This window comes from Ruegeria sp. AB7, from assembly GCF_056542625.1.
Genome location: NZ_JBQGAC010000004.1, coordinates 52,492 through 76,988, shown reverse-complemented (window position 1 = coordinate 76,988; position 24,497 = coordinate 52,492). Strand labels below are relative to the sequence as shown.

The window sequence follows — 24,497 nt, the reverse complement described above, 5'->3', positions numbered from 1 at the left end:
CCTTTTCTTTTGTGATGAGATGGGGGCTTGCCTCCAACCCCCTCAAGGTTTTTTAGCCATATGAAGCAAGCGGGCTGTGTTAAACTTGGCGAGTGTTCGGGATAGTCGGAGGCAGACCATGCAGAAGGTAAATGGAATTGGCGGGATATTCTTTCGGGCCCGTGATCCGCAGGCGTTGAGTGCTTGGTATGAGAAGCATTTGGGCGTCAATCACTACGATCCTGTGCCCTGGAAGCAGCGGGAAGGATATACGGTGTTCGCACCCTTTGCGCAGGACACCGAGTATTTCGGCCGCTCCGAGCAGCAATGGATGATCAATTTTCGTGTCGATGACCTGAGCGCGTTGATCGACCAATTAAAGATCGCCGGAATCACCGTCGAGACGAACCCGGAGTGGGACAGCGAGGTCGGGAAATTCGCCCGCATCCACGATCCTGAAGGCAATCCCATCGAGCTATGGGAGCCGAATCAATAAGATAGCGGGATTGTATACCGTTGTATCCTTGTAAGTAATTGAAATAAATAAACAATTGATGTTGTGTCGGTCTGCCTTATAGTGCCGGTGATACACCGGAGCCTTACATGACGCCCATAGACAATCATCCGCTTCGCTATACGCTGGCCAATGAACTACATGCACGCCCATTTCCGGTTGCACCCTTACCCAGCACGGTTGTGTTTCTGGCGATCAAGAAGCCCAAAGAAGCGGTTACGCGCGATCGTGGCGAGGATATGACCCACCTGATCAATCTGCTGGATCGCCACGGCGCGCAGCACCCTCAGCCAGAAGCCACTCACTACGCGGGTCAGATCGGGCGTCATTGGCTGAAATGGGAGCAACATACCGAGTTTGTGACCTATACCGCGATCACTCCGAACGTCAGTGAACGTGCATTCAATCCGGCAGACTTTGAGGTGTTTCCTCCAGATTGGTTGATGGCGAGCCCGGGGCAGCGCGTGACATCGGCCTTAATTCGCGTTGTCGAGTACGAGGGAGATGAGGCGGCAAAGGCTTCGCTGGCTCAGTGGTTCGAGCCGGAAAGCCTAGCAGTGGCGCGGGTGCTGGATGATGCTGCGATCTGCGCTTGTGATTTCCGAATTGATCCGGCGGGGCATATGCGGCTTGCGATGTTTGTCAAGAAAGGCACCGGGCGGCGTCGGACCGGGCGGATCGTTCAGCGGCTGTGCGAGATTGAGACCTACAAGGCAATGTCGATGCTGGGATTTGCACGGGTCAAGCAACTGATGCCGCGCATCGGCGAACTGGATGGTCAATTGACCCGCCTGATGGGGCAGATGTCCGATGAAACAGCGCACCCAGACGAATTGTTGCCGGATCTTCTGTCTACCTCGATCGAGCTTGAGACACTTTCGGCACGGTGTTCTTTTCGGTTCGGCGCCACGGGTGCCTATGAGGCGATTGTTAATCAGCGCATCGAAGTGTTGCGTGAACAAAGATTCAATGGACGTCAGAGTTTTGCCGATTTCATGATGCGTCGTTATGACCCCGCGATGCGGACGGTTAAATCAACCGAGCGACGTTTGCAGGCCTTGTCCGACAGGGCTATTCGCGCCGGCGACCTGTTGCGTACCCGTGTCGATGTCGAACGCAGCGCTCAAAATCAGGCTCTGCTGGAAAGCATGGACCGGCGTGCTGATCTGGCCCTTAGATTGCAGCACACAGTCGAGGGATTATCTGTGGTGGCGATCAGCTACTATGCGGTGTCTCTGGTCAGCTACTTGCTCTACCCACTGACGCAGGCCGGGATTAGCAAAGGGATGCTGACGGCAATTGTGACCGTGCCTGTCATCCTTGCCGTTTGGTTCGGGGTGCGCCAGATCCGGAAGCGAATTGAATAAGCGGTCTATGCCGGGCGACGAATGATCTGTAGAACGGGTGGCGTTTGGCAGATTTTATGAGGATTCCCTGTGATCGGTATTGTTGCGGCGTGGCGGGCTGTGGCCGCCATGTTTATCCTGAACGGTGCGCTGTTCGGCATCTGGGCATCGCGCATACCTGCGGTTCGGGACAGGCTGGATCTGACGCACGAGGCGCTAGGGCTTGGTTTGCTGTTCATGGCTGCAGGGGCCGTGTGTTCGTTTCCGATCACAGGCCGTTTGACCGACAAGTTTGGGGCAGTGGCGATCACGCGGGTGATCGCGGTTCTCTACACCTTTTCCCTGATCCTTTTGGCTCTCGCCGGCGGGTTCTGGTCGCTTGCGGCGTTTCTGTTTGTATTCGGAGCCTTCCATGGCTCGATGGATGTTGCGATGAACGCCTGGGCGGCAGAGGTCGAACAGGCCTATGACAAGCCGGTTATGTCGTCCTTTCACGCGATGTGGAGCCTTGGAGCCGGACTGGGAGCGCTCAGCGGATACGGTGCCGTACAGATGGGGCTGTCGGTGTTGCAACATTTTCTGCTAGCGGGTGGCGTTGTCGTCGCGCTTGCGCTTGTTTTGTCTTGGGTACGCTGGACTTCGAAACGATCGGCTTCAAAACCTGGATCGGTGTTCGCTTTGCCGTCGGGTGCCCTAATCCTTGTGGGTTTCACAGCGCTGTGCGGCGCTTTGGGCGAGGGGGCTGTTGCGGATTGGAGCGCGATTTTCCTGCGTGACGTTACCGGTGCGGCTGAGAGTATCGCGGCGTTAGGCTATGCGGTCTTCTCGGTCACGATGGTTGCGTTCCGGCTTGCGGGCGGGGTGGTGATCGCGCGTTTCGGGCCTGTTGCAACAGCACGATTTGGCGGCGTTTGCGCCGCGCTGGGCGTGTTTGGCGTAGTATCGGCGGGAGGGGCAGGATTGGCTTTGGCAGGTTTTGCTCTGATGGGAGTGGGCTATGCGGTAATCATGCCTCTGGCCTTTAGCCGTGCGGCCAACGACCCGCATGTCCCGCCCGGACAGGCGATCGCAAGCGTCGCGACATTGGGATACGGAGGGTTGTTGATCGGGCCGCCTCTGATCGGATTTCTGGCCGAGATGATGACGCTGAGATTTGCCTTTGCAGTTCTTTTACCGCTGGCCGTTCTTATCATCGTATTGGCCGGCGCGCTGAAGCGCGCCGACTAAGTTCGCTTATCGTCCGCGAATACGTGGATCCAGCGCATCGCGCAGGCCGTCACCCAGATAATTTACACTGAGGACGGTTAGTGAGATCGCCAGTCCGGGCCAGAACACGCGCTCGGGGTATTGCTGAAGATAGTCGACGCCATCGAAGAGCAGCCGACCCCATGTCGGGAAGTCCGGCGGAAATCCGAGGCCGAGGAAGGAAAGCGCGCTTTCGGTGATGATCGCAGTTGCAATCCCCAGCGTGGCCGACACCATGATCGGAGACAGAACATTCGGCAGGATGTGCCGGGTGATGATCTGGCCATTGCTGGTGCCGATGGACCGGGCGGCCAGAACGAACTCACGCTCTTTGATCGCCAGCACATCGCCGCGCACGATCCGCGCTGTGGGCATCCATGAGGTGATGCCGATGGCGCAGACGATCAGGATGAAGATTCCACGCTCTAACCCGAAGGCAGCAGATAGCGGCTCGCGGAAGAGCAGCATCATGACCAGCAGCAGCGGTAGCAACGGCAAGGCCAAGAACAGATCCGTCAGGCGCATCAGTGGGCCATCCAGCCGTTTGAAAAACCCGGCCAGAACACCGATGAACGAGCCCAGAAACAGCGCCAACAGCATCGCGGTGATGCCGACTGACACCGATGTCTGACCGCCTGACATCATGCGAGCTAGGATATCGCGGCCCAACTGGTCGGTGCCAAAGGGATGCGCCCAACTGGGGCCCTGATTGCGCGAACGGATGTCGATCTGAGTGGGGTCGATGCTCCATAAGTATGGGCCCAGATAGACGCCTGCGACGATGAAGATGAACAGAATCGCTCCGATCATCGCGCCTTTGTGGGTCTTGAACTGATCCCAGACATCGCGCCATTGGCTCCGTGGTGGGGTGGCCAGTTCTTCCATCACATCGGTGGTTGGCAGCGCTGTCGAGGCGGGCGCAAGCCCTTCGTCCGGGACCAGTGTATCGGTACGATCATGATCAGTCATAACGAATCCTCGGGTCCAGAATGCCATAGAGAACGTCGGCGATCAGATTGAACAGGACGATCAGCACGGCAAATATGAAGGTCAGGGTTTGGACCATCGGCAAGTCATTGGCCTGAATAGCCCCGATCAGCAACTGGCCGATGCCGTTCACTTTGAACACCTGCTCGGTAATGATCGCTCCGCCGAAGATGGCCGGAATACCCAGCGCGATAACGGTGACCACAGGGATCATCGAGTTGCGCAGGACGTGGACCATGACGACCGTGTATTCGCTGAGGCCCTTGGCGCGGGCGGTGCGGACATAATCCTGATTAAGGTTGTCCAGCATCGAGGCGCGCATGAATCGGCTGAGCTGCGCGGTGATCTGCAGAGCCAGAACCATGACCGGCATGATCATCTGTTTCAGCTGTACAACAAAGCTGTCCCAGCTATTGACCACATGGGTGGTGTCATAGATCGACGGGAACCATCCAAGCTGGACTGAGAAGATCACGATCACCAATACGCCCGAGAAGAACGGCGGTACCGAGAAGCCGACCATCGACACGAATGTGCCCATTTGGTCGAACCAGGAATACTGCCGGTAAGCCGAATAGATACCGATGGGCAGGGCGATCAGGATGGCGACCACATACGCGGTGCCAACAACCCACAGGGTCTGCGGGATGCGCTGAACGACGATGTCCATGACGGGTGAGCGGGTCTGCCACGAAATCACGCGCAGGTCACCTTCGGAGAAGGTTGTGCCAAAGATCGAGTCGACCAGAACCTGCGGTTCGATCCAGAAGAACTGCACGATCCATTTCCAGAACCGGATATGCATCGGCTGACCGAGGCCCAGTGCCTCGCGCATCTTCTCTTTGACTTCGGGGGGGACGGTAAGTGGAACCTGCGCCATCGGATCGCCGGGTGCGAGTTCGAGGAGCAGGAAGATGACGAGGCTGATGAACAGTAGCGTGGGAACGGCCAGCACCAGTCGTCTGATGGTAAAGTTGAGCATTAAGAGGCGCCTTTATATGCGTCTTCTTGTTGGAGTGGTCTGCAAATGACCGCGCCCCGATATGGGTCGGGGCGCGGTTTTGCAAGATTAACGCTTAGGAACCGGTCTTGCGGTACCAGTCCGCAATGTTCCACAGCTCGCTGTCCCAAACGTTCAGGACAACGCCACCCAGCGTATTGGCGTGTGCCGACAGACGACCACGGTGCACCAGCGGGATCATTCCGCCATTTTCAACCATGATGTCGTTCAGCTGACGCGCGATCTGCGCGCGCTCATCCGCACCTGCGGTTTCGGCCAGTTTGCCATGCAGCTTGTCGAACTCTTCGTTGCAGAAACGGCTGATGTTCTCGCCCTGCCACTGGCTTTCAGGCTTGGGTGCCTTGTCGCACAGGCCGTTGCCCAGATAGGACTGCGGGTCAGTGCCGTTGAAGGTGTTGGCATACATTTCAACGTCGGCATAGAACTTCTGGAAGGTGTCAGGCGAACCCGGATCACCACCAAAGAAGACCGAAGCATTGATGTTGCGCAGCTCAGTTTCGATACCGATTTGGCTCCACCATTCTTTGATCAGCGCCTGGAAGTCCTGGCGAACTGCGTTGGTAGAGGTCTGGTAGACAATCTTCAGCGGTACACCGTCTTTTTCACGGATGCCATCGCCATCGGAATCAACGATACCCGCGTCATCCAGAAGCTTCTTGGCACCTTCGATATCCTGAGTATCGCAGCTGAATGTGTCGGAATTCACTGCGGCAGGCGCAGGTACCCAGTTGCAGGTAACCTTACCGGCCTGACCGTAGCCGATTTCAACCAGCAGCGGCCGGTCGATGGCCAGCGACATGGCCTTGTAAACAGCAGGGTCCTGCAGGAACGGGTGCGGATGCTTTGCAGTCGAACGCTCGCCCTCCGGCAGATCTGGCGACGGGTTGGTCTGGTTCAGCATGATGCGTTCCACCAGCGGGCCGAAGCCTGCGACCGGAGTACCTTTGCCGCCTTCCTGCATCTGCGCGATCACTTCAGGCGCAAGCTGCAAGTTCCAGGCATAGTCAAATTCGCCGGTTTCCATGACCGCACGACCAGCAGCAGTTGCATCGCCACCGCCTTTGAATGTTACCGTTGCGAACGCAGGCTTTGCCGGGTCACGGTAGTTATCATTGGCCTTGAAAGTGATCACGTCATTTGGCTTGAACTCGGTGACAACAAACGGGCCTGTGCCGATCGGGTTAAAGTTCTGCTCGGTGCATTCGGGCGCTTTGGCTCCCATGCAATCCGCGAACTGTGCCGCCTGGATGATCGGGCTCTCACCACCCACGAACGGGCCGTAAGGGAACGGGGTCGGCGCATCGAATGTGACTTTGACGGTCAGATCATCGACAGCTTCGACATTGGTGACACCTTCAAATTTGGTCACCTGCGCACAACCGCCTTCTGGGTCCATGCAATAGTTTGCAGTGAACACAACATCAGCGGAGGTGAATGGCGTGCCGTCTGACCAGGTGATTCCCGGCGCGATTTTCCAAGTGATCGAGGTCAGGTCTTCGCTGACGCCACCATTTGCAACTGTCGGAATTTCAGATGCCAGGAACGGAACCATTTCGCCATCTTGATTGTACCGGGCGAGCGGCTCAATCACTAGCGACGCGGATTCCACATCCTTGGTGCCACCCGAAAGGAACGGGTTCAGGATCGATGGGGCTTGCCAGTAAATGATGCTGACATTGCCGTCCGATCCACGCTCGGCCATGGCCATCGGGGCCATTGCCGTGCTTGCAATCGCACCAAGCAAAAGGGTTTTGATTTTCATCATACACTCCATGTTGGACACATACGTGTCTCGATTATCTCCGCGATGCCCGCGGGTTAGGCGTGGCCGTCAAAAGGGATAAGGATTTGGAATCAAACGGAAACGATTGTATCGCCTTCGTGTATTCAGACCTCTCCCCAGAACGGTTACGCGGCGTATCGAAACAGAGTTTTGGAAAATTGCAAGCCTTGCCTTGCGAAATTTGACCTATCGGTTTGACTTTTCACATCTGCCCGCCTTAGCGTTTGGCACCCAATCCGAAAAGCCGCCAAGGGGAGAGCGCGCGTGCTGGATCAGCCAATTGCCCAGATCAAAAAACTGCGGGTCGAATTTCAAACTAAAGATGGCCCGGTGGTGGGCGTCGAGGACGTCTCGTTCGAGGTTAACCCAGGCGAAACCGTGTGTATCGTAGGCGAATCGGGGTCGGGCAAATCAGTCTCATCTCTATCGCTGATGCGCTTGGTCGAGTTCGGCGGCGGTGAAATTGCTGGCGGGCAACTGCTTTTCGATCGCCGCGGCGGCGAGGAAATGGATCTGTCCCACGCCGATCAAGATCTGATGAAGCAGATTCGCGGAAATGAGATCGGAATGATCTTTCAGGAGCCGATGACGGCCTTGAACCCGGTTTTCACCGTCGGACGGCAGCTCACCGAAGGATTGCGAATCCACAAGGACATGAACAAAGCGCAGGCCGAAGAGCGCGCGCTGGAATTATTGCGTCAGGTGCGCATCCCCGAGCCCGAGCGACGTTTGAAGCAATATCCGCATGAACTGTCCGGTGGCATGCGCCAGCGTGTGGTGATCGCCATGGCCATGGCGTGTGAGCCTCGCCTGCTGATTGCGGATGAACCCACTACTGCATTGGATGTCACCATCCAGGCCGAGATTCTGGCGCTGATGGACCGCCTCAAACGCGAGACCGGAACGGCGGTGATGTTTATCACCCATGACATGGCTGTGGTCGCGCAGATGGCGGACCGCGTGGTGGTTATGTTCCGCGGCAACAAGGTCGAGGAAGGCACCGTCAAAGAAATCTTCGAAAACCCACAGCACGATTACACCAAGGCGTTGCTGGCGGCGGTTCCGAAATTGGGCGAGATGCAGGGTAAAGCCGCGCCCGAGCCAATGAAACTGCTGGGTGAGGAAGGCCAGAAGATCGCTCCGATTCCGGGTACGAACGAAGTGTTGCTGACGGTCAAGAACCTGACCACGCGATTTGCGGTGAAAGGCGGATTGCTGCGTCGGACCATCTCAAACGTGCATGCAGTCGAAGATGTCTCGTTCACGCTGAACCGGGGGCAAACACTCAGCCTCGTTGGCGAATCTGGGTGTGGCAAGTCGTCGGCAGGGCGCTCGATCCTGCGATTGGTGGAGCCGATGGCGGGTGAGGTTGATCTGGACGGTGTCGACATCATGAAGCTGGACCAGGCCGGCCTGCGCAAAGCGCGGCTGGACATGCAGATGATCTTTCAGGATCCGTTCGCCTCGCTAAACCCTCAGATGCAGTTGGTTGATCAGGTCGCTGAACCGATGCGGAACTATGGGGTTGCCTCGGGGTCAGAACTGCAGGACCGGGTAGCGCAACTGTTCGACAAGGTGCAACTGCCGCGCAGCTTCATGCGCCGCTTCCCACATGAGATGTCGGGTGGTCAGCGGCAACGGATTGCGATTGCGCGAGCACTGGCGCTGAATCCCAAGCTAATCATCGCGGATGAGGCCGTTTCGGCGCTGGACGTCTCGGTTCAGGCGCAGGTGCTGAACCTGATGATGGAGCTGCAGTCCGAGCTTGGCCTCAGCTATCTGTTCATCAGCCATGACATGGCGGTGGTCGAGAGGGTCAGTCACCATGTCGGTGTGATGTATCTGGGCCGCATTGTCGAACTGGGCCCGCGTGCTCGGGTTTTTGAGAACCCACAGCACCCTTATACGCAGGCACTGATGAAGGCGGTACCAATTGCCGACCCGAACAAGCGCAAGTCGGAAAAAGACTTGAACTTCAAACCGATCCCGTCGCCAATTCATCCGATTGGATACGCGCCCGAACCCTCGCAATACAACGAGGTTGAACCGGGCCATTTTGTTTTGACCACTGACAGCGGATATTGACCCTCATGGCTGAGCGCCTGTCTCCGCTAGAGATCATGACTAAGCTGATCTCATTCCCGACTGTCAGTCGCGATACGAATTTACCGCTGGTGGATTGGGTCGAGGCGTATCTGCAAAGCCACGGGATCGAACCGCATCGTTGGCCTGATCCGGATCAGCCGCATAAGGCGGCTCTGTTCGCGCATGTCGGCCCTTGGGAAGAGGGCGCGATTGTCCTATCAGGTCACACTGATGTTGTTCCCATCGATGGCCAGCCTTGGGACACCGATCCATTTGTCGTGACCGAGAAAGATGGCAAGTATTTCGGGCGTGGCACCTGCGACATGAAGGGCTTTGACGCGCTGGCGATCTGGGCCTTGGTCGAGGCGCATCACGCTGACACCAAACGCCCCCTGCAACTGGCGTTGAGCTTTGATGAAGAGGTTGGCTGCACCGGCGCGCCGCCGATGATCGCCCACATGCAGGAGGTTCTGCCCAAAGGATCAGCCGTGATTGTGGGCGAGCCGTCGATGATGCAGGCCGTCACCGGCCATAAGGGCGGGTTTGGCTTTGACACGCATGTGGTGGGGTTCGAAGTTCACAGCTCAATCATGCACACAGGCGTCAATGCGATCATGGAGGCCGCGCCGCTGATCAATTGGGCCAATGATCGGAACGCCGAGAATATGGCGGCGCAACCTTCAGACATTGCGTCAGTGTTCGATCCGCCTTGGACTACCTGCCATGTTGGTATGATCGAAGGCGGAACCGCGCATAATATCACTGCCAAAGACTGTCGCTTCATGATGGATTTCCGCACCGTTCCGGACGATGAAAAATCGGTCTGGCAGAAGGCCTATTTCGATAAGGTTCGTGAAGTCGAGGCGCGGATGCAAGCGGTTCATCCCGACGCCCGGATCGAGCTGTCCGAGCATTTTTCGATCCCAGGTCTTGTGCCTGAAGAAGATGGCGAGGCTGAGACGCTGGTGCGCGCGCTCACCGGTGACAATGCGACACATGTGGTAAGCTATGGCACCGAGGCGGGGCAGTTTCAGGAAGCTGGTTATTCCGCTGTTATCTGCGGCCCAGGTGACATCGCGCAGGCCCATCAGCCGAATGAGTTCATTACGATTTCTCAATTCAACGCAGGTCAAAAATTTATGGAGCGTCTGGTAAAGAGGCTCTGCGAATAACATCTCAAAGGAGAGGTTAAAGATGCCCGTCAAGAACCGGCTCGCCGAAATGCATGGCGAGATCACCAAATGGCGCCGTCACCTGCATATGCATCCCGAGCTGATGTATGATGTGGAAGAAACGGCAGGGTTTGTGGTCGACCGACTGAAGGAGTTCGGTGTGGATGAGATCACGCCCGGCATCGGCAAGACTGGCGTGGTTGCCGTGATCAAGGGACGTCAGGATACGCTAGGCCGTGTTATCGGGTTGCGTGCCGACATGGATGCGCTGCCCATAGAAGAGGCGACGGGGCTGGACTATGCTTCGACGGTTTCTGGTAAGATGCATGCCTGTGGTCATGACGGTCATACCTCGATGCTGTTGGGCGCGGCGCAGTATCTGGCCGAGACGAGGAATTTTGACGGTACCGTTGTGTTGATTTTCCAGCCTGCCGAAGAAGGCGGGGCGGGTGGTCTGGCCATGTGTCAGGACGGGCTGATGGAGCGCTGGGGTATTCAGGAAGTCTATGGCATGCACAACATGCCGGGAATGCCGGTTGGTGAGTTTGCCATTCGACCAGGCGCATTGCTGGCTTCTTCGGATGAATTCGAAATTGTTGTAACGGGTAAAGGCGGTCATGCTGCCGCCCCGCATGAGGCGGTAGATACAACGCTGATTGCGTCGCACATTGTTGTAGCTTTGCAATCAGTGGTGTCGCGTACCGTGGACCCTATCAAAAGGGTGGTGCTGACCGTCGGGACTTTTGAAACCGATAGTGTGGCTTCGAATGTGATTGCCCATACGGTGCGGTTGCGGGGAACTGTTCGTACACTTGACCCAGAATATCGAAAGGTCGCTGAAGAACGCGTGCGCCGGATCGCCGAAGACACTGCCTCGGCCTTTGGAGCTTCGGCTAAGATGACGTGGACACCGGGCTATCCGGTGACGGTGAATTCGGACGATGAAACCATCTATGCTGCTGAGGCCGCGCAGGCCGTGGCAGGCAAGGTCAATGACAGCACCGATCCAATCATGCCGTCAGAAGATTTTGCTTACATGCTTGAAGAACGGCCCGGAGCCTACATCTTTATCGGAAACGGGGACACGGCCATGTGCCATCACCCGGAATACAACTTCGACGACGACGCCATTCCCGCCGGTTGCAGCTGGTTTGCCGAGCTGGTGGAACGACGATTACCCGTCGCCTGATTTAGGAGGATCAGATGCCAATCAAGAACCGACTTGCCGAAATGCACGAAGAAATCACCGGTTGGCGGCGGGATATTCATCAACACCCTGAGATCCTCTATGACACCCACCGCACCAGCGCCTTGGTGGCTGAAAAGCTGAAAGAGTTCGGTTGCGATGAGGTTGTGACGGGCATTGGCCGCACCGGAGTTGTTGGCGTCATCAAGGGCAAGACCGACACGCAGGGTCGTGTGATCGGCCTGCGTGCCGATATGGACGCGCTGCCGATGCAGGAGCAGACGGGCCTTGATTATGCCTCGAAAACCGATGGCGCCATGCATGCCTGTGGCCATGATGGCCATACGGCGATGGTATTGGGCGCGGCGAAATACTTGTCTGAGACGCGGAACTTCGACGGTACGGCCATTGTGATTTTCCAACCAGCGGAAGAAGGCGGCAATGGGGCCGAGGCGATGTGCAAAGACGGTCTGATGGATCGGTTCGGCATTCAGGAAGTCTATGCCATGCACAATGTGCCAGGTGTGCCGACGGGGCAGTTCGCGATCCGGTCTGGCCCGCTGCTGGCGGCTGCGGATGAGTTCGACATTCATCTGGAAGGCCGGGGCGGCCACGCGGCGAAACCGCATGAAACAATTGATACTACGGTGATGTTGTCGCAACTGATCGTGGCACTTCAGACCATCGTGTCGCGTAACGCGGACCCTATTTTACAGGCGGTTCTGTCTGTGACTTCGGTCGAGACCTCATCCAAAGCGTTCAATGTGATCCCTCAATCGGCGCAGGTGCGCGGTACTGTACGAACGCATTCGAACGAAATGCGCGACCTGATCGAGACGCGGCTAAGCGAGGTGGCTGAGGGTATTGCTGAAACCTTCGGTGGCACTGTCAAAGTCTCTTACACGCGTGGAGTTCCGGTGACGATCAACGCCGAAGAACAGACGGGATTTGCCGCTGAGGCCGCCATTTCCGTAGGTGGCAGCTGTGATGAGGCGCCCATGGTGATGGGCGGCGAAGATTTCTCGTTCATGCTGGAAGAACGCCCCGGAGCGTTCATCGTGCTGGGCAATGGCGACAGCGCTGGGCTGCACCACCCTGAATACAATTTCAACGATGAGATCATCCCGATGGGATGCTCATGGTTTGCCGAAATGGTCGAGCGCCGGATGCCGGCGGCTTGAATTAGGAGAGAGAAGACATGCCAGTTAAGAACCGCTTTGCCGAATTGCAGGCCGAAATCACCGAATGGCGACGGGATATTCATGAAAACCCCGAGATTCTGTTTGAAACCCACCGCACCAGTGCTTTGGTCGCGGACAAACTGAAAGAGTTCGGCTGCGACGAGGTCGTTACCGGGATCGGTCGCACCGGGGTTGTCGGTGTGATCAAGGGCAAATCAGACTCGAGTGGCAAAGTCATCGGTCTGCGTGCTGATATGGATGCGCTGCCGATTCACGAGGCGACGGGGTTGGATTACGCCTCGAAAACCGATGGGGCGATGCATGCTTGTGGCCATGATGGACATACGGCGATGCTGCTTGGGGCGGCGAAATACCTTTCGGAAACGCGTAATTTTGACGGCACTGTAGTGGTGATCTTCCAGCCCGCTGAAGAAGGTGGCGGCGGTGGTCGCGAAATGTGCGAAGACGGCATGATGGCGCGCTGGAACATTCAGGAAGTCTACGGCATGCACAACTGGCCGGGCCGTCCGGTCGGCAGCTTCTCGATCCGTCCGGGTTCGTTCTTTGCCGCGACCGATCAGTTCGACATCACCTTTGAAGGACGCGGTGGCCACGCCGCGAAACCGCAGGAGACCGTGGATACAACCGTGATGACGGCGCAGGCGGTTCTGGCGCTGCAGACGATTGCCTCGCGTAATGCTGATCCGATTGATCAGGTGGTGGTATCGGTGACGTCGTTCGAGACATCTTCGAAGGCGTTCAACGTGATCCCGCAAACGGTGCAGATCAAAGGCACCGTACGCACCATGAGCAATGAGATGCGCGATCTTGCCGAGAAACGGATCAACGAGATTTGCGCAGGAGTTGCAGCGACCTTTGGTGGCAAGGCGGATGTGACCTATATTCGTGGCTATCCGGTGATGGTGAACAGTGACGAGCAGACCGATTTCGCGGCCGAGGTGGCGAAATCGGTCTCGGGCAGCTGTGACGAGGCGCCCCTTGTCATGGGGGGTGAGGATTTTGCCTTTATGCTCGAAGAGCGTCCGGGGGCTTATATTCTGGTGGGCAATGGCGATACGGCCATGGTTCATCATCCCGAGTATAATTTCAACGACGAGGCCATTCCTGCCGGGTGTAGTTGGTGGGCCGAGATTGTTGAGCAGCGGATGCCTGCTGCTTGATCGGAAGGGTGGGGGCTCTGCCCCCACACCCCCGAGGTATTTTTAGCCAGATGACGAGGGATCGGTGTGTTTTGTCAGCCGAGAGACAGGCGGGAGCAGAGCGTTTCGATCACCGCATCCAACGCCGAACTCTGTGTTTTCACGCAGGCATCGGCTGCCATTCGAGCGGTTTGCAGTTCGGCTTTGTCCGACAGCCAGAGGGTGACAGCATCTGACAATGCGTTGGCCGAGTTGATCCGGACGGCGCCGCCCGTTTTGATGAGCGGCTCAAATGTCTCGGCAAAATTGAAATAACCAGGGCCGGTGATCACCGCAGCCCCCGCCTGAACCGGTTCAAACGGGTTATGGCCGCCGATCTCTTTCAGCGATCCCCCTAGGAAAACGATGGGGCAGAGGGCGTACCAGGTTCCGGTTTCACCCAATGTATCCGCGACATAGACCTGTATGTCTGATGCTATCTGTTGGTCAGCGCTGCGTCGTGCATGCGAAAGACCAGCATCACTCACCAATTTAGCAACGTCGTCTCCACGCTCCGGATGGCGAGGGATCAGCAGCAATAGCAGGTCGGGCCAGCGCTGTAGCAACGCTTTGTGGGCTGCCAGAACCGTTTCTTCTTCCCCTGCATGGGTCGAACTGGCAATCCATAGCGGGCGACCATCTATCTGCGCTTGGGTTTTGGTTAGGACATCCTGATTTACGGGCAGCGGGTCAGACATGGCCTTGAGGTTGGTGCCGGGCTGTACGCGATCCGCGTCGGCACCAATTGCGATCAGATTAGCGGCGGTTTTGTCGTTCTGGGTCAGAAATACCTTGAAATGATCCAGAATGAAGCGCGCCGTGTTCGGGCGCTTGTTCCAACTATCCACTGATTTGTCAGATAGCCGGGCATTCAAGAGCGCCAGTGGCGTGCCGCGATTTGCGGCCTCTACGATCAGCCGGGGCCAGATTTCACTTTCTACAAAGATGCCTGCATCGGGTTTCCAGTGGTCCAGAAACTCGCGCACCGGAGCGGCGCTGTCCAATGGCGGATACTGGTGGCGCGTCCGCGCAGGTAAGCGCTTGGCAATCAACGTCGCCGAGGTCGGGGTGCCTGAGGTGATGAGAAACTCAGCATTCGGCAGGCGCTGCCCCAGACGGTTGATCAGGCTTAGAACCGATAGGCTTTCACCCACACTGGCCGCGTGAAACCAGATCAGCTGCCCATCTGGGCGCGGCAAACTGGCATGGCCAAGCCGTTCTTGCTGGCGGCTTTCGGGAACGCCCGCAGCGTGCAGTTTGCTGCGGACTTTTCGCCAAACCAAGGGTTCGGCCATTGAAATGAGGCCGCAGTACAGTTTGTACAGCAGCGTTGGCTGCGCGGGTGTGCCGGGCATCTCAGCCGCCCGTATGACTCATGTGGCGGCTCATCTGACCGTCGACGGCTTGCCGGGAATAGTCGAAATCATGGCCCTTGGGCTTGAGATTGATGGCTGCGCGGATCGCGTCTTCCAACGGTTTCTCGGTATCGGGATGATCGCGCAGGGGTGCGCGCAGATCAGCCATGTCTTCCTGGCCAAGGCACATGTAGATCTCACCAGTGCAGGTCAGGCGCACGCGGTTGCAGCTTTCGCAGAAGTTATGGCTGAGTGGCGTTATGAAACCGATCTTTTGACCGGTCTCCTCAAGCCTGACATACCGCGCCGGACCACCTGTCCGTTCGGCCAGATCAGTAACCGTATAGTGGTTCTGATATTCCTTGCGGACGTCTTTGAGCGACCAATACTGATCCAGCCGGTCTTCGTTGCCTATATCGCCCATGGGCATGACCTCGATCCAGGTCAGGTCCATATCGCGTTCGGCACACCATTCGGTGATCTTGGGTAGCTCGGGCTCGTTGAACCCTTTCAGAGCGACAGCGTTGATCTTGATCCGCAGGCCAGCCTTTTGTGCTGCGTCAATGCCGTTCAGCACCTGTTTCAGGCGGCCCCATCGGGTGACCTTGGCAAATTTGTCTTCATCCAGCGTATCGAGCGAGACATTCACGCGCCGCACGCCCGCTGCGAAAAGATCATCCGCAAATCGGTGCAATTGTGATCCGTTGGTTGTCAGCGTCAGCTCCTTCAGGGCGCCGCTGTCCAGATGTCGGGTCATGCTGTTGAAGAATGACATGATGTTTCGCCTAACCAGTGGTTCGCCCCCGGTGATGCGCAATTTCTCGACGCCCAAATTGACGAAAGTCGTGCACATACGATCCAACTCTTCCAGAGTCAGAAGGTCTTTCTTGGGAAGAAACTTCATATCTTCGGACATGCAGTAGACGCAGCGGAAATCGCAGCGATCCGTAACGGAGACGCGAAGATAGGTGATGGCGCGGGCAAACGGGTCTATAAGCGGAGCTGTCATGGCTCATAGGTAAAGCGGAGGCATGTTCGCGGCAAGTGCCATCTGCGTTTTGGACTGGTACAGTTAGGCGCAGCGCTCTAGGTTTTGAGTTATGAAATATGCTTTGGTTTTAGCTTTTAGCCTCGTTGCCGGTTGCGATGCCGTTCGGTCCACGACGGATCGGGTGTTCGGAAGTTCATCCAACGAGACGGCGGCTGAACCCGTTACAGCAGAGGCGACGGAGGTAAATCCTGAACCTGTGGCTGCCGCAGGGTGGTCTGGCGCCAAAACGACCGTTGCCGGGCTGGGCGATCCCAACACACCGGGGCGCTGGTTGCAGACGCCTCTGGTACAAACTGAAATCAACGGCCGCGTGGTTGTGCCGCGCACGGGTGCGCAGGCCTATGTCACGCTTGTTCCCGCACCAGGCCCCGAAGGCGGTGGCGGACGGCTGTCGCTTGAAGCCATGCGCGCGTTGTTGGTGCCATATGACGAGTTGGTGGAACTGGAAGTCTATTCCGACTGAGCGCGCAGGTATTTCCCAGCCTCTTTGCGGGCAAAGGGTTTCATGTTTGCGCCGTGCGTTTCCAGAAACGCGACTACGCGCCCTGGATCATGCTTTGACAATTCGCGCAGCCACCATGCGATGGCCTTCTGGATGAACCATTCCCGATCGGAGACATACGTGGCAGCCCAGCCGAGTATACGGTCGCGGCATGCCAGGTCTTTCGGTTTGGGATGGTTCTGTTTGGTCCAGGGCAAGGTGGCGACCAGCGCGGCGCGTTTGGTCCACATGTGGCCCGACGTGGTCCAACGTTCGACCTGGTCCAGCCGGGTTGGATCAGCCGAAAGACGCTTTTGCATCGCCATACAGGCATGATCGGCCACGGCCCAGGCGTCAAAATCCGGTAGCCAGCTTTGCAGCAGGTCCCACACCGCGTCATCCGGTCGGATACGGGCTTGGGTCAGCAGCTTTGCTGCCGCGACCCGCGCTTCATGAATGTTGGTCTGCCATAAGCCATCGGCGACAGCGATGCGGTCGATGACTTCAAGTTCGCGCCGCCAAGCCTTGGTCAGATCGTTCAGAACCGGGTTCGGAACACCCAGATAGGGGCGGTCTACCTTGTGATAGGCCGCCACCTGTTCTGCGCGTTCAGGATCGGCATGGGCTTTGATCTGATCCAGATAGGCCTGCATCTGCCGTCACTCGACCGTGACGGATTTTGCCAGATTACGGGGCTGATCAACATCTGTGCCTTTGGCCACCGCCGTGTGGTAGGCTAGCAATTGCGCGGGCACCGAATAGAGAATCGGGGCAAGGCTGGTGTGCACATGTGGCATACGGATCGTGCTCCAAACTCCATCTTCTGCCTCAGCGATACCGTCATCATCCGAGACAAGGATAACCTTGCCCTTGCGCGCCATCACCTCCTGCATGTTCGAAACTGTCTTGTCGAAAACTGCGTCGCGTGGTGCCATGACAACAACCGGCATATGCTTGTCGATCAAGGCGATGGGGCCGTGCTTCAACTCACCCGAGGCATAGCCTTCGGCGTGAATATAGCTGATTTCCTTGAGTTTCAGCGCGCCTTCCATCGCCAGCGGGTACATGAGGCCACGGCCCAGGAACAGCACGTCGCGCGCTTCGGACAGGCGTTGGGCAGATTGGCGAATAGCGTCATTTTGATCCAGCGCAGCATTCAGAACAGTCGGCAAACCGCGAAGGGCGGCCGCGTGATCGGCGATCTCTTCATCGCTAAGCGTGCCTCGATCTGCAGCGGCCTTGAGGGCAAGCATCAGCAACACGCTAAGCTGACAGGTGAACGCCTTGGTCGAAGCAACACCGATCTCAACACCCGCATGGATCGGCAACGCCACATCGCTTTCGCGCGCAATCGAGCTTTCCGCGACATTCACGACCGAGACAATCTTGTCCGCCTTGCCCTCGCAATAGCGCAGGGCAGCAAGCGTGTCGGCGGTTTCGCCCGACTGGCTTACAAACAGCGCCAACGTCCGGTCCGAGATCGGAGGTTCGCGATAGCGGAACTCGCTGGCGATATCGACTTCAACCGGCATCTTGGCCAGCTGTTCGAACCAGTATTTTGCCGTCAGGCAAGCGTAGAATGCCGTGCCGCAAGCCACCATGGTCAGACGGTCCAGCTTGGTGAAATCCAGACCGTCACCGGGCAATACAACCTGATCGCCTCCGGTCGGAAGATACGAGCGGATGGCTTCGGCCACCACAACAGGCTGCTCGGCAATTTCCTTGGCCATATAATGCTTGTGGCCGCCTTTGTCGGCACGGGTCTGATCGATTTGAATTTGCCGAATTTCGCGGTTGGCAAGCTCTCCCGATTCGGTTCGAATCTCAAGCGAAGTGCGGGTCAGAACCGCCCGATCGCCTTCCTCAAGATAGGTGATGCGATCCGTCAGGGGGGCCAGCGCGATCGCATCAGACCCAACAAACATCTCACCATCGCCGTGACCAATTGCAAGGGGCGAGCCCTTGCGCGCCGCAACAATCAGGTCTTCTTGACCGTCGAACAGAAAGGCGAGCGCAAAGGCGCCCTTAAGCCGATCAATGGTTTTAAACGCGGCGTCGACCGGAGAGAGACCTTCGGACATGTACCTTTCCGTCATCAGGGCAACGGTTTCAGTGTCGGTATCCGTCACGAAACCGACCCCATTATCGGCCAGTTCAGCCCGCAATTCACGATAGTTTTCAACGATGCCGTTGTGCACTACGGCGACAGGCCCGGCCTTGTGCGGATGTGCATTGTTAACCGATGGGGCACCATGGGTGGCCCAGCGGGTATGACCGATACCGGATTTACCCGGAAGGGGGTTGTGAACCAGAAGGTCGCTTAGGTTCACCAACTTGCCGACGGCCCGTCGGCGGCCCAAAGCGCCATCGTTCACGGTCGCAATACCGGCGCTGTCATAACCGCGATATTCAAGCCGCTTCAGTGCTTCGACCAGGATAGGGGCAGCTTCGTGACTGCCCAGAACACCAACAATTCCACACATAACTCAGGCTCCTTTGTCGCGGCGAGCCTTCTTCGCCTTCAACATTTCAAACAATTTACGCGCATAGCCGGGTTTGTTTTCCTGCTTGGAACGCGCTACGGCCAATGCGTCTGGCTCAATATCCTTGGTCACTACGGTCCCCGTGGCGGTCATTGCGCCATCACCCAGAGTGACCGGAGCCACCAGCATCGTGTTCGATCCGATGAACACGTTTTCCCCGATGGTTGTTTTATGCTTCATCACGCCGTCATAGTTGCAGGTGATGGTTCCCGCACCAATATTTGTCGCCGCCCCGACTGAGGCATCTCCGATATAGCTGAGGTGATTCACCTTAGCGCATTCGGCGATTTCGGCGTTCTTGATCTCGACAAAGTTGCCAATTTTGGCGTTTTCAGCCAGCTCTGTACCCGGACGCAGCCGGGCATAGGGTCCGACCACCGAACCTCGGCTGACATGGCAGCCTTCGAGATGTGAGAACGCCCGGATCATTGCGCCGCTTTCCACGGTCACTCCGGGGCCGAAAACCACATTGGGTTCAATGACAGTGTCGCGGCCAATGACGGTATCTGCGGCCAGATAAACCGTTTCAGGGGCCATCAGAGTGACCCCCAGATCCAGCAATGCAGCCCGTGCTTGCACCTGAAACACCGCATCCGCCGCCGCCAGATCAGCGCGCGAATTAATGCCCAGCGTCTGAGCTTCGTCGCAGGCAACTGCAGTTACGGTCAGCCCTTGGCTGCGGGCGATCTCGACTACGTCAGTCAGATAGTATTCACCCGAGGCGTTGTCATTGCCAACGGCATCGATCAGCGAGAACAAGGTTTCGGAATCGCATGCCAAAAGTCCTGAGTTACAGAAGGTTATAGTGCGTTCTTCATCTGTGGCATCCTTGAATTCGACGATCCGCTCCAAGGCGTCCCTGTTCATCACAAGGCGGCCATAACGGGCGGGGTCTGCAGCTTCGAATCCAAGAATGACCAGATCGTTTTTTGCGCGCGCTTCGATCATCCGCTGCAGGGTGTCGGGCTGTAGAAACGGGGTGTCACCATAGAGGACGACCACATCCCCCTGAAAGCCCTCCAGCGCTGCACGCGCCTGCGCAACCGCGTGGGCGGTGCCAAGTTGTTCTTCCTGCACCGCAATGCTGGCGTTTTCATCTTCGGCTTCAGCCACACGCGCGACTGCTTCCGCACCGTGGCCGGTAACAATCACCGTGCGCTCGGGCGACAGGACAGCACCGGCGCGCATGGCGTGAACCAGCATTGGGGCCTGAGCGATCGGATGCAGGACTTTGGGAATATCAGAGTTCATCCTTGTGCCTTTTCCGGCGGCAAGAATGACAAGGGCAGTGCTCATGAAATCGTTTTCTCTTTTGTTTTGTCGCCGCCCGTTTTATCCGCTGTGGGCAAAGGCGCAAGCGGTTCAGCCATCAAAGAAGATTGCCGTTTGCAACACGACATGGCGGAAACCCGCCGGTTCAGGAGGTGAGCATGCGAACGGTAATCTTTGATCTGGATGGAACTTTGGCGGATACATCTGGTGATTTGCTGGCCGCTGCAAACCATTGTTTTCGCGAGATGGGTCATGGGGATGTTCTGTCGCGCGAGCTTGATGCGGCGGTATCGGTACGCGGTGCACGCTTGATGTTGTCCCATGGATTGAAGCGGGTCGGCGCCTATGACGCGGACGTTGTTGAAGCCTATTATCCGGTCTTTTTGGACGTCTATGGGCAGGCGATCGATACGCATACCTATTTCTATCCCGGTGCGCTTGAAGCCGTCGAAGCACTGAAAGATGCAGGTTATGGCGTGGGGATTTGCACCAACAAGCCCGAAGGCCTGGCTGATTTGCTGCTGACCCGGATGGGTGTCCGTGATCACTTTGCTTCACTGATCGGTGCAGACACATTACCGGTGCGGAAACCCGACCCTGAACCGTTACGCGAAGCAGCGCGTCGCGCGGGAGGGCACCCTGACCACTGTGTATTGGTCGGCGACTCAGATACCGACCGAAATACGGCGCGGGCTGCAGGAGTGCCGTCGGTACTGGTGACATTCGGCCCGTCGGGCGATGAGATGGCTGCGCTGGAGCCCGAGGCGTTGTTGCATCATTTTGATGATTTACCGAAACTGGTCTCCGATTTGATCGGAGCGGCAGCCTGATCCCTTGACCCGCTTAACACTCAGCATAAAAACGGATTCATGACTGAGACATTCACAGGTAATTTCACCCAGCAAGAACCCATTCCCGAAGAGGCGATCAAGGCCGCCTTGGCCGTTTTGCGCCATGGTCGTTTGCACCGCTACAATGTTGCCCCTGGCGAATTGAGCGAGACGGCTTTGTTGGAGCAGGAATTCGCCGCCCAAATGGGTGCGAATTACTGTCTGGCAGTCTCGTCGGGTGGCTACGCTCTGGCCACTGCGTTGCGTGCGGTGGGGGTCAAGCCGGGCGATCCGGTTCTGACCAACGCGTTCACTCTGGCGCCGGTGCCGGGGGCGATTGCGTCGGTAAGCGCAAAGCCGGTCTTCGTTGGTGTGACCGAAGCCCTGACCATCGATCTGGATGATCTTGAGGCCAAGCTGGATCAGGCGAAGGTGTTGATGCTGAGCCACATGCGAGGGCATCTATGCGATATGGATCGCCTGATGCAGACGTGTGATGCGGCGGGTGTGATCGTGATCGAAGATTGCGCCCATACCATGGGTGCCGCCTGGCGCGGGCAGTTGTCTGGGCGGCAGGGGGCCATCGGATGTTACTCGTGCCAGACCTATAAACATGTCAATTCGGGCGAGGGCGGGTTGCTGATCACGGATGATCCGAAGCTGGCGGCCAAGGCAACTATGCTCTCTGGCTCATATATGCTGTATGAACGCCATCTGGCCGCGCCTGGGCCGGAGGTGTTCGAGCAGATCAAGTACACAACCCCCAATGTCTCGGGTCGGATGGATAATTTGCGTGCAGCGATCTTACGTCCGCAGTTGCGTGATCTTGATCGGCAGGTGCAGCGTTGGAATGAACGTTATGTTGAGATTGAGCATGGCCTGCGTGAAACGCCGGGTTTGACGATGGTGGAGCGGCCTGATGCTGAGACCTATGTCGGTTCATCGATACAATTCCTGTTGCTGGACTGGACGCCCGCGCGCATTGCCGAGGTAATCCAGCGTTGCGCCGCGCGCGGGGTCGAACTGAAGTGGTTCGGGGGGGCTGAACCGTCGGGCTTTACCTCACGCTATGACAGTTGGCGTTATGCCGACAGCGCCCCGATGCCGGTCAGTGATCGGATATTGGCAGGGATCATGGATATGCGCGTTCCACTGACCTTTTCGCTGGAAGATTGTGCCCAAATTGCGCGCATTATCCGGGCTGAAGTCAGCGCGGTCTATCAGTTATAGTCCAGCGGAGTGCGCTCTCAGCGCACGCTCGATTTATCTGAAAACGCCGCCCCTTGCCGGGCGGCGTTTTGCGTTGGCCTGCGTGTCGTCATTGACCCGAGGAGGAAACGCTGCTATCTGATTATTGAACGCTTGTTCATTAATGCAATCGGAGGAGCCCTGCATGTTTATGGCCACAATGCAATTCGATCTGGGCGAGGACGTGAACGCCCTGCGTGAGATGGTGCACCGCTGGGCTCAGGAACGGGTCAAGCCGATGGCGGCCGAGATCGACGCGTCCAATGCCTTTCCGAATGAGCTGTGGAAAGAGATGGGTGAGCTTGGTTTGTTGGGCGTTACAGTCCCTGAAGAATATGGCGGGGCCGGTATGTCCTATCTGGCGCATACGGTGGCAGTTGAGGAAGTGGCGCGCGCCTCGGCCTCGGTATCTTTGTCCTACGGGGCGCATTCGAACTTGTGCGTGAACCAGATCAAGTTGAACGGAACAGAAGAGCAGAAGAAAAAATATCTGCCCGGTCTGATTTCGGGTGAACACGTCGGGGCGTTGGCTATGTCCGAGCCCTCGGCTGGGTCGGATGTGGTTTCCATGAAGCTACGTGCAGAAAAGCGAAACGATCACTATCGGCTGAATGGCAACAAATATTGGATCACCAACGGGCCGGATGCAGACACTCTGGTCGTCTATGCCAAGACCGATCCGGACGCCGGGTCAAAGGGGATCACGGCTTTTCTGATCGAGAAAGAGATGACCGGGTTTTCGACTTCGCCTCATTTCGACAAGCTTGGCATGCGCGGCTCGAACACCGCTGAGTTGATCTTTGAAGATGTTGAAGTGCCGTTCGAGAATGTTCTGGGCGAAGAAGGGCGGGGTGTAGCCGTTCTGATGTCCGGTCTGGACTATGAGCGTGTGGTTCTTGCGGGTATTGGAACCGGGATCATGGCCGCCTGCTTAGATGAAGTGATGCCCTATCTGGCCGAGCGTAAGCAGTTCGGAAAACCGATCGGGAGCTTCCAGCTCATGCAAGGCAAGATCGCGGATATGTACACAGCCATGAATTCGGCGCGGGCCTATGTCTACGAAGTTGCCAAGGCATGCGACCGCGGGGATGTAACCCGTCAGGATGCTGCAGCGTGCTGCCTATATGCCTCGGAACAGGCGATGGTGCAGGCGCATCAAGCCGTTCAGGCGTTGGGTGGTGCCGGATTCCTGTCGGATTCGCCAGTCAGCCGGATTTTCCGAGATGCAAAGCTGATGGAGATCGGCGCGGGCACCAGCGAAATCCGCCGCATGCTGATTGGGCGCGAAATGATGAACGAGATGTTGTGATGGAAAACCCCGCAGTTCATTGAACCACGGGGCTTTTTGCGATTGGATCAGAAACGATGAACGTAGGACAGGCCAATCAGGAACGGGTCGATTTCGGCGGTGCCGATGTCGTTGCCGTCAAGTTTGACGTCCGAGTCGATGTCGAACCAGCGCACGTTCAGACGCACCGCGCCTTTTTCCGTGACCATGTAATCCAGACCGGCCTGCAGAGAAACGCCGAAGGAGTTGTCCAGATCGAGATCGCCCAAAGGCGAGTCTTCCTCGAAGAAGATGGTGTAGTTCAGACCGGCGCCGACATAGGGCTTCCACGCGCTATTGGTCGGGAAGTGATAGTTCAGCGACAGAGTAGGCGGAAGATGCTTGACGCTGCCCGCGTCAACGCTGCCACCGAGAGTGACGTCATGCTTGTAGGGGGTCGAGGCCAAGAGCTCGATCCCGAGATTGTCCTGAACGAAGTATTCGACGGTGAAAATCGGACGGGTGTCCGAGTCGATTTCGGCGTCGAACCCGGCCAGAGTCCCATTGTCGGATTTGGGGTCCAGATAGCCGACACCAACACCGACTGTCCAATCGCCTTGGGATTGGGCGAAGGCTGGGGCAGCCAGAGCGACAAGTGCGGTAGAAAGGGTCAAAGCGGCGAGTTTCTTTGTCATATTCGTGCCTTTGCTTGCGTTGATGCCGATGTTTTGGATGCCGCGGCGCAGAAATGC

21 protein-coding genes are annotated in these 24,497 nt (G+C 57.3%); 12 read left to right on the top strand and 9 right to left on the bottom strand.

Annotated elements, in window-relative coordinates; all coding sequences use genetic code 11:
* The first annotated feature begins 118 nt into the window (after positions 1-118).
* From ACR0EN_RS12180 to ACR0EN_RS12170, 3 genes are all read left to right on the top strand, one after another.
* Positions 119-475: a VOC family protein gene (locus ACR0EN_RS12180; protein ID WP_170404099.1), complete on the top strand. Its 357-nt coding sequence runs from the start codon at positions 119-121 to the stop codon at positions 473-475.
* A 107-nt stretch (positions 476-582) separates the two neighbouring features.
* Positions 583-1,860 (top strand): DUF3422 domain-containing protein, encoded by a 1,278-nt coding sequence (locus tag ACR0EN_RS12175; RefSeq protein ID WP_170511543.1) that lies wholly within the window; start codon positions 583-585, stop codon positions 1,858-1,860.
* Positions 1,861-1,929: 69 nt separating this feature from the next.
* Complete coding sequence (locus tag ACR0EN_RS12170; RefSeq protein ID WP_480586953.1) at positions 1,930-3,066, top strand: MFS transporter; 1,137 nt, start codon at positions 1,930-1,932, stop codon at positions 3,064-3,066.
* Between the two features lie 6 nt (positions 3,067-3,072).
* Here the strand turns inward: ACR0EN_RS12170 and ACR0EN_RS12165 are convergent, their stop codons facing one another.
* The 3 genes from ACR0EN_RS12165 to ACR0EN_RS12155 form a co-directional block, all read right to left on the bottom strand.
* Positions 3,073-4,053, bottom strand: a complete 981-nt coding sequence (locus tag ACR0EN_RS12165) for an ABC transporter permease (protein ID WP_170397109.1) — start codon at positions 4,051-4,053, stop codon at positions 3,073-3,075.
* Complete coding sequence (locus ACR0EN_RS12160; protein ID WP_170397107.1) at positions 4,046-5,053, bottom strand: ABC transporter permease; 1,008 nt, start codon at positions 5,051-5,053, stop codon at positions 4,046-4,048. The genes ACR0EN_RS12165 and ACR0EN_RS12160 overlap by 8 nt, the downstream gene beginning before the upstream one ends.
* Positions 5,054-5,147: 94 nt before the next feature.
* Positions 5,148-6,854 (bottom strand): peptide ABC transporter substrate-binding protein, encoded by a 1,707-nt coding sequence (locus tag ACR0EN_RS12155; protein WP_170404084.1) that lies wholly within the window; start codon positions 6,852-6,854, stop codon positions 5,148-5,150.
* 285 nt (positions 6,855-7,139) lie between these two features.
* Here ACR0EN_RS12155 and ACR0EN_RS12150 point away from each other — a divergent pair, with 285 nt between their 5' ends.
* From ACR0EN_RS12150 to ACR0EN_RS12130, 5 genes are read left to right on the top strand one after another with little or no spacing between them, the layout of a single operon-like run.
* Positions 7,140-8,960, top strand: coding sequence for an ABC transporter ATP-binding protein (locus ACR0EN_RS12150; protein ID WP_170397103.1), 1,821 nt, complete (start codon positions 7,140-7,142; stop codon positions 8,958-8,960).
* 5 nt (positions 8,961-8,965) lie between these two features.
* The gene (gene argE / locus ACR0EN_RS12145) at positions 8,966-10,132 is read left to right on the top strand and encodes an acetylornithine deacetylase (protein ID WP_170397101.1); all 1,167 of its coding nucleotides are present in this window, start codon (positions 8,966-8,968) and stop codon (positions 10,130-10,132) included.
* A 22-nt stretch (positions 10,133-10,154) separates the two neighbouring features.
* Complete coding sequence (locus ACR0EN_RS12140; RefSeq protein ID WP_170424149.1) at positions 10,155-11,321, top strand: M20 aminoacylase family protein; 1,167 nt, start codon at positions 10,155-10,157, stop codon at positions 11,319-11,321.
* A gap of 14 nt (positions 11,322-11,335) precedes the next feature.
* A complete protein-coding gene (locus tag ACR0EN_RS12135; RefSeq protein WP_170818026.1) occupies positions 11,336-12,499 on the top strand; it encodes a M20 aminoacylase family protein in 1,164 nt (387 codons plus the stop codon).
* Positions 12,500-12,516: 17 nt separating this feature from the next.
* Positions 12,517-13,680, top strand: a complete 1,164-nt coding sequence (locus ACR0EN_RS12130; RefSeq protein WP_170511548.1) for a M20 aminoacylase family protein — start codon at positions 12,517-12,519, stop codon at positions 13,678-13,680.
* 74 nt (positions 13,681-13,754) lie between these two features.
* On the opposite strand, the gene ACR0EN_RS12125 is transcribed toward ACR0EN_RS12130, so the two are convergent.
* Positions 13,755-15,053 carry a 3-deoxy-D-manno-octulosonic acid transferase gene (locus ACR0EN_RS12125; protein WP_170626422.1) on the bottom strand — a complete coding sequence of 433 codons (1,299 nt, stop codon included), beginning with the start codon at positions 15,051-15,053 and terminating at the stop codon, positions 13,755-13,757.
* Between the two features lies 1 nt (position 15,054).
* Positions 15,055-16,062, bottom strand: coding sequence for a GTP 3',8-cyclase MoaA (gene moaA, locus ACR0EN_RS12120; protein ID WP_170511552.1), 1,008 nt, complete (start codon positions 16,060-16,062; stop codon positions 15,055-15,057).
* A 91-nt stretch (positions 16,063-16,153) separates the two neighbouring features.
* Between moaA and ACR0EN_RS12115 the strand changes: the two genes are divergently transcribed.
* Positions 16,154-16,567, top strand: a complete 414-nt coding sequence (locus tag ACR0EN_RS12115) for a hypothetical protein (protein WP_170663818.1) — start codon at positions 16,154-16,156, stop codon at positions 16,565-16,567.
* Here the strand turns inward: ACR0EN_RS12115 and ACR0EN_RS12110 are convergent.
* From ACR0EN_RS12110 to glmU, 3 genes are read right to left on the bottom strand one after another with little or no spacing between them, the layout of a single operon-like run.
* Entirely contained in the window at positions 16,555-17,238 is a 684-nt protein-coding gene (locus ACR0EN_RS12110; protein ID WP_170397087.1) for a DNA alkylation repair protein, read from the bottom strand. The two genes, ACR0EN_RS12115 and ACR0EN_RS12110, sit on opposite strands and share 13 nt — an antisense overlap.
* 6 nt (positions 17,239-17,244) lie before the next feature.
* Entirely contained in the window at positions 17,245-19,068 is a 1,824-nt protein-coding gene (glmS, locus tag ACR0EN_RS12105; protein ID WP_170736393.1) for a glutamine--fructose-6-phosphate transaminase (isomerizing), read from the bottom strand.
* 3 nt (positions 19,069-19,071) lie between these two features.
* A complete protein-coding gene (gene glmU, locus ACR0EN_RS12100) occupies positions 19,072-20,424 on the bottom strand; it encodes a bifunctional UDP-N-acetylglucosamine diphosphorylase/glucosamine-1-phosphate N-acetyltransferase GlmU (RefSeq protein WP_480586950.1) in 1,353 nt (450 codons plus the stop codon).
* 134 nt (positions 20,425-20,558) lie between these two features.
* Here glmU and ACR0EN_RS12095 point away from each other — a divergent pair, with 134 nt between their 5' ends.
* The 3 genes from ACR0EN_RS12095 to ACR0EN_RS12085 all read left to right on the top strand — a co-directional run bounded on the left by ACR0EN_RS12095 (position 20,559) and on the right by ACR0EN_RS12085 (position 23,787).
* Positions 20,559-21,230: an HAD-IA family hydrolase gene (locus ACR0EN_RS12095; RefSeq protein WP_480586947.1), complete on the top strand. Its 672-nt coding sequence runs from the start codon at positions 20,559-20,561 to the stop codon at positions 21,228-21,230.
* Positions 21,231-21,269: 39 nt separating this feature from the next.
* A complete protein-coding gene (locus ACR0EN_RS12090; RefSeq protein WP_170663814.1) occupies positions 21,270-22,460 on the top strand; it encodes an aminotransferase class I/II-fold pyridoxal phosphate-dependent enzyme in 1,191 nt (396 codons plus the stop codon).
* 163 nt (positions 22,461-22,623) lie between these two features.
* Positions 22,624-23,787: an isovaleryl-CoA dehydrogenase gene (locus ACR0EN_RS12085; protein ID WP_170404042.1), complete on the top strand. Its 1,164-nt coding sequence runs from the start codon at positions 22,624-22,626 to the stop codon at positions 23,785-23,787.
* 47 nt (positions 23,788-23,834) lie between these two features.
* Here ACR0EN_RS12085 and ACR0EN_RS12080 read toward each other — a convergent pair whose 3' ends face one another.
* Positions 23,835-24,440 carry an OmpW/AlkL family protein gene (locus ACR0EN_RS12080; protein WP_170404039.1) on the bottom strand — a complete coding sequence of 202 codons (606 nt, stop codon included), beginning with the start codon at positions 24,438-24,440 and terminating at the stop codon, positions 23,835-23,837.
* Between the last annotated feature and the right edge of the window lie 57 nt (positions 24,441-24,497).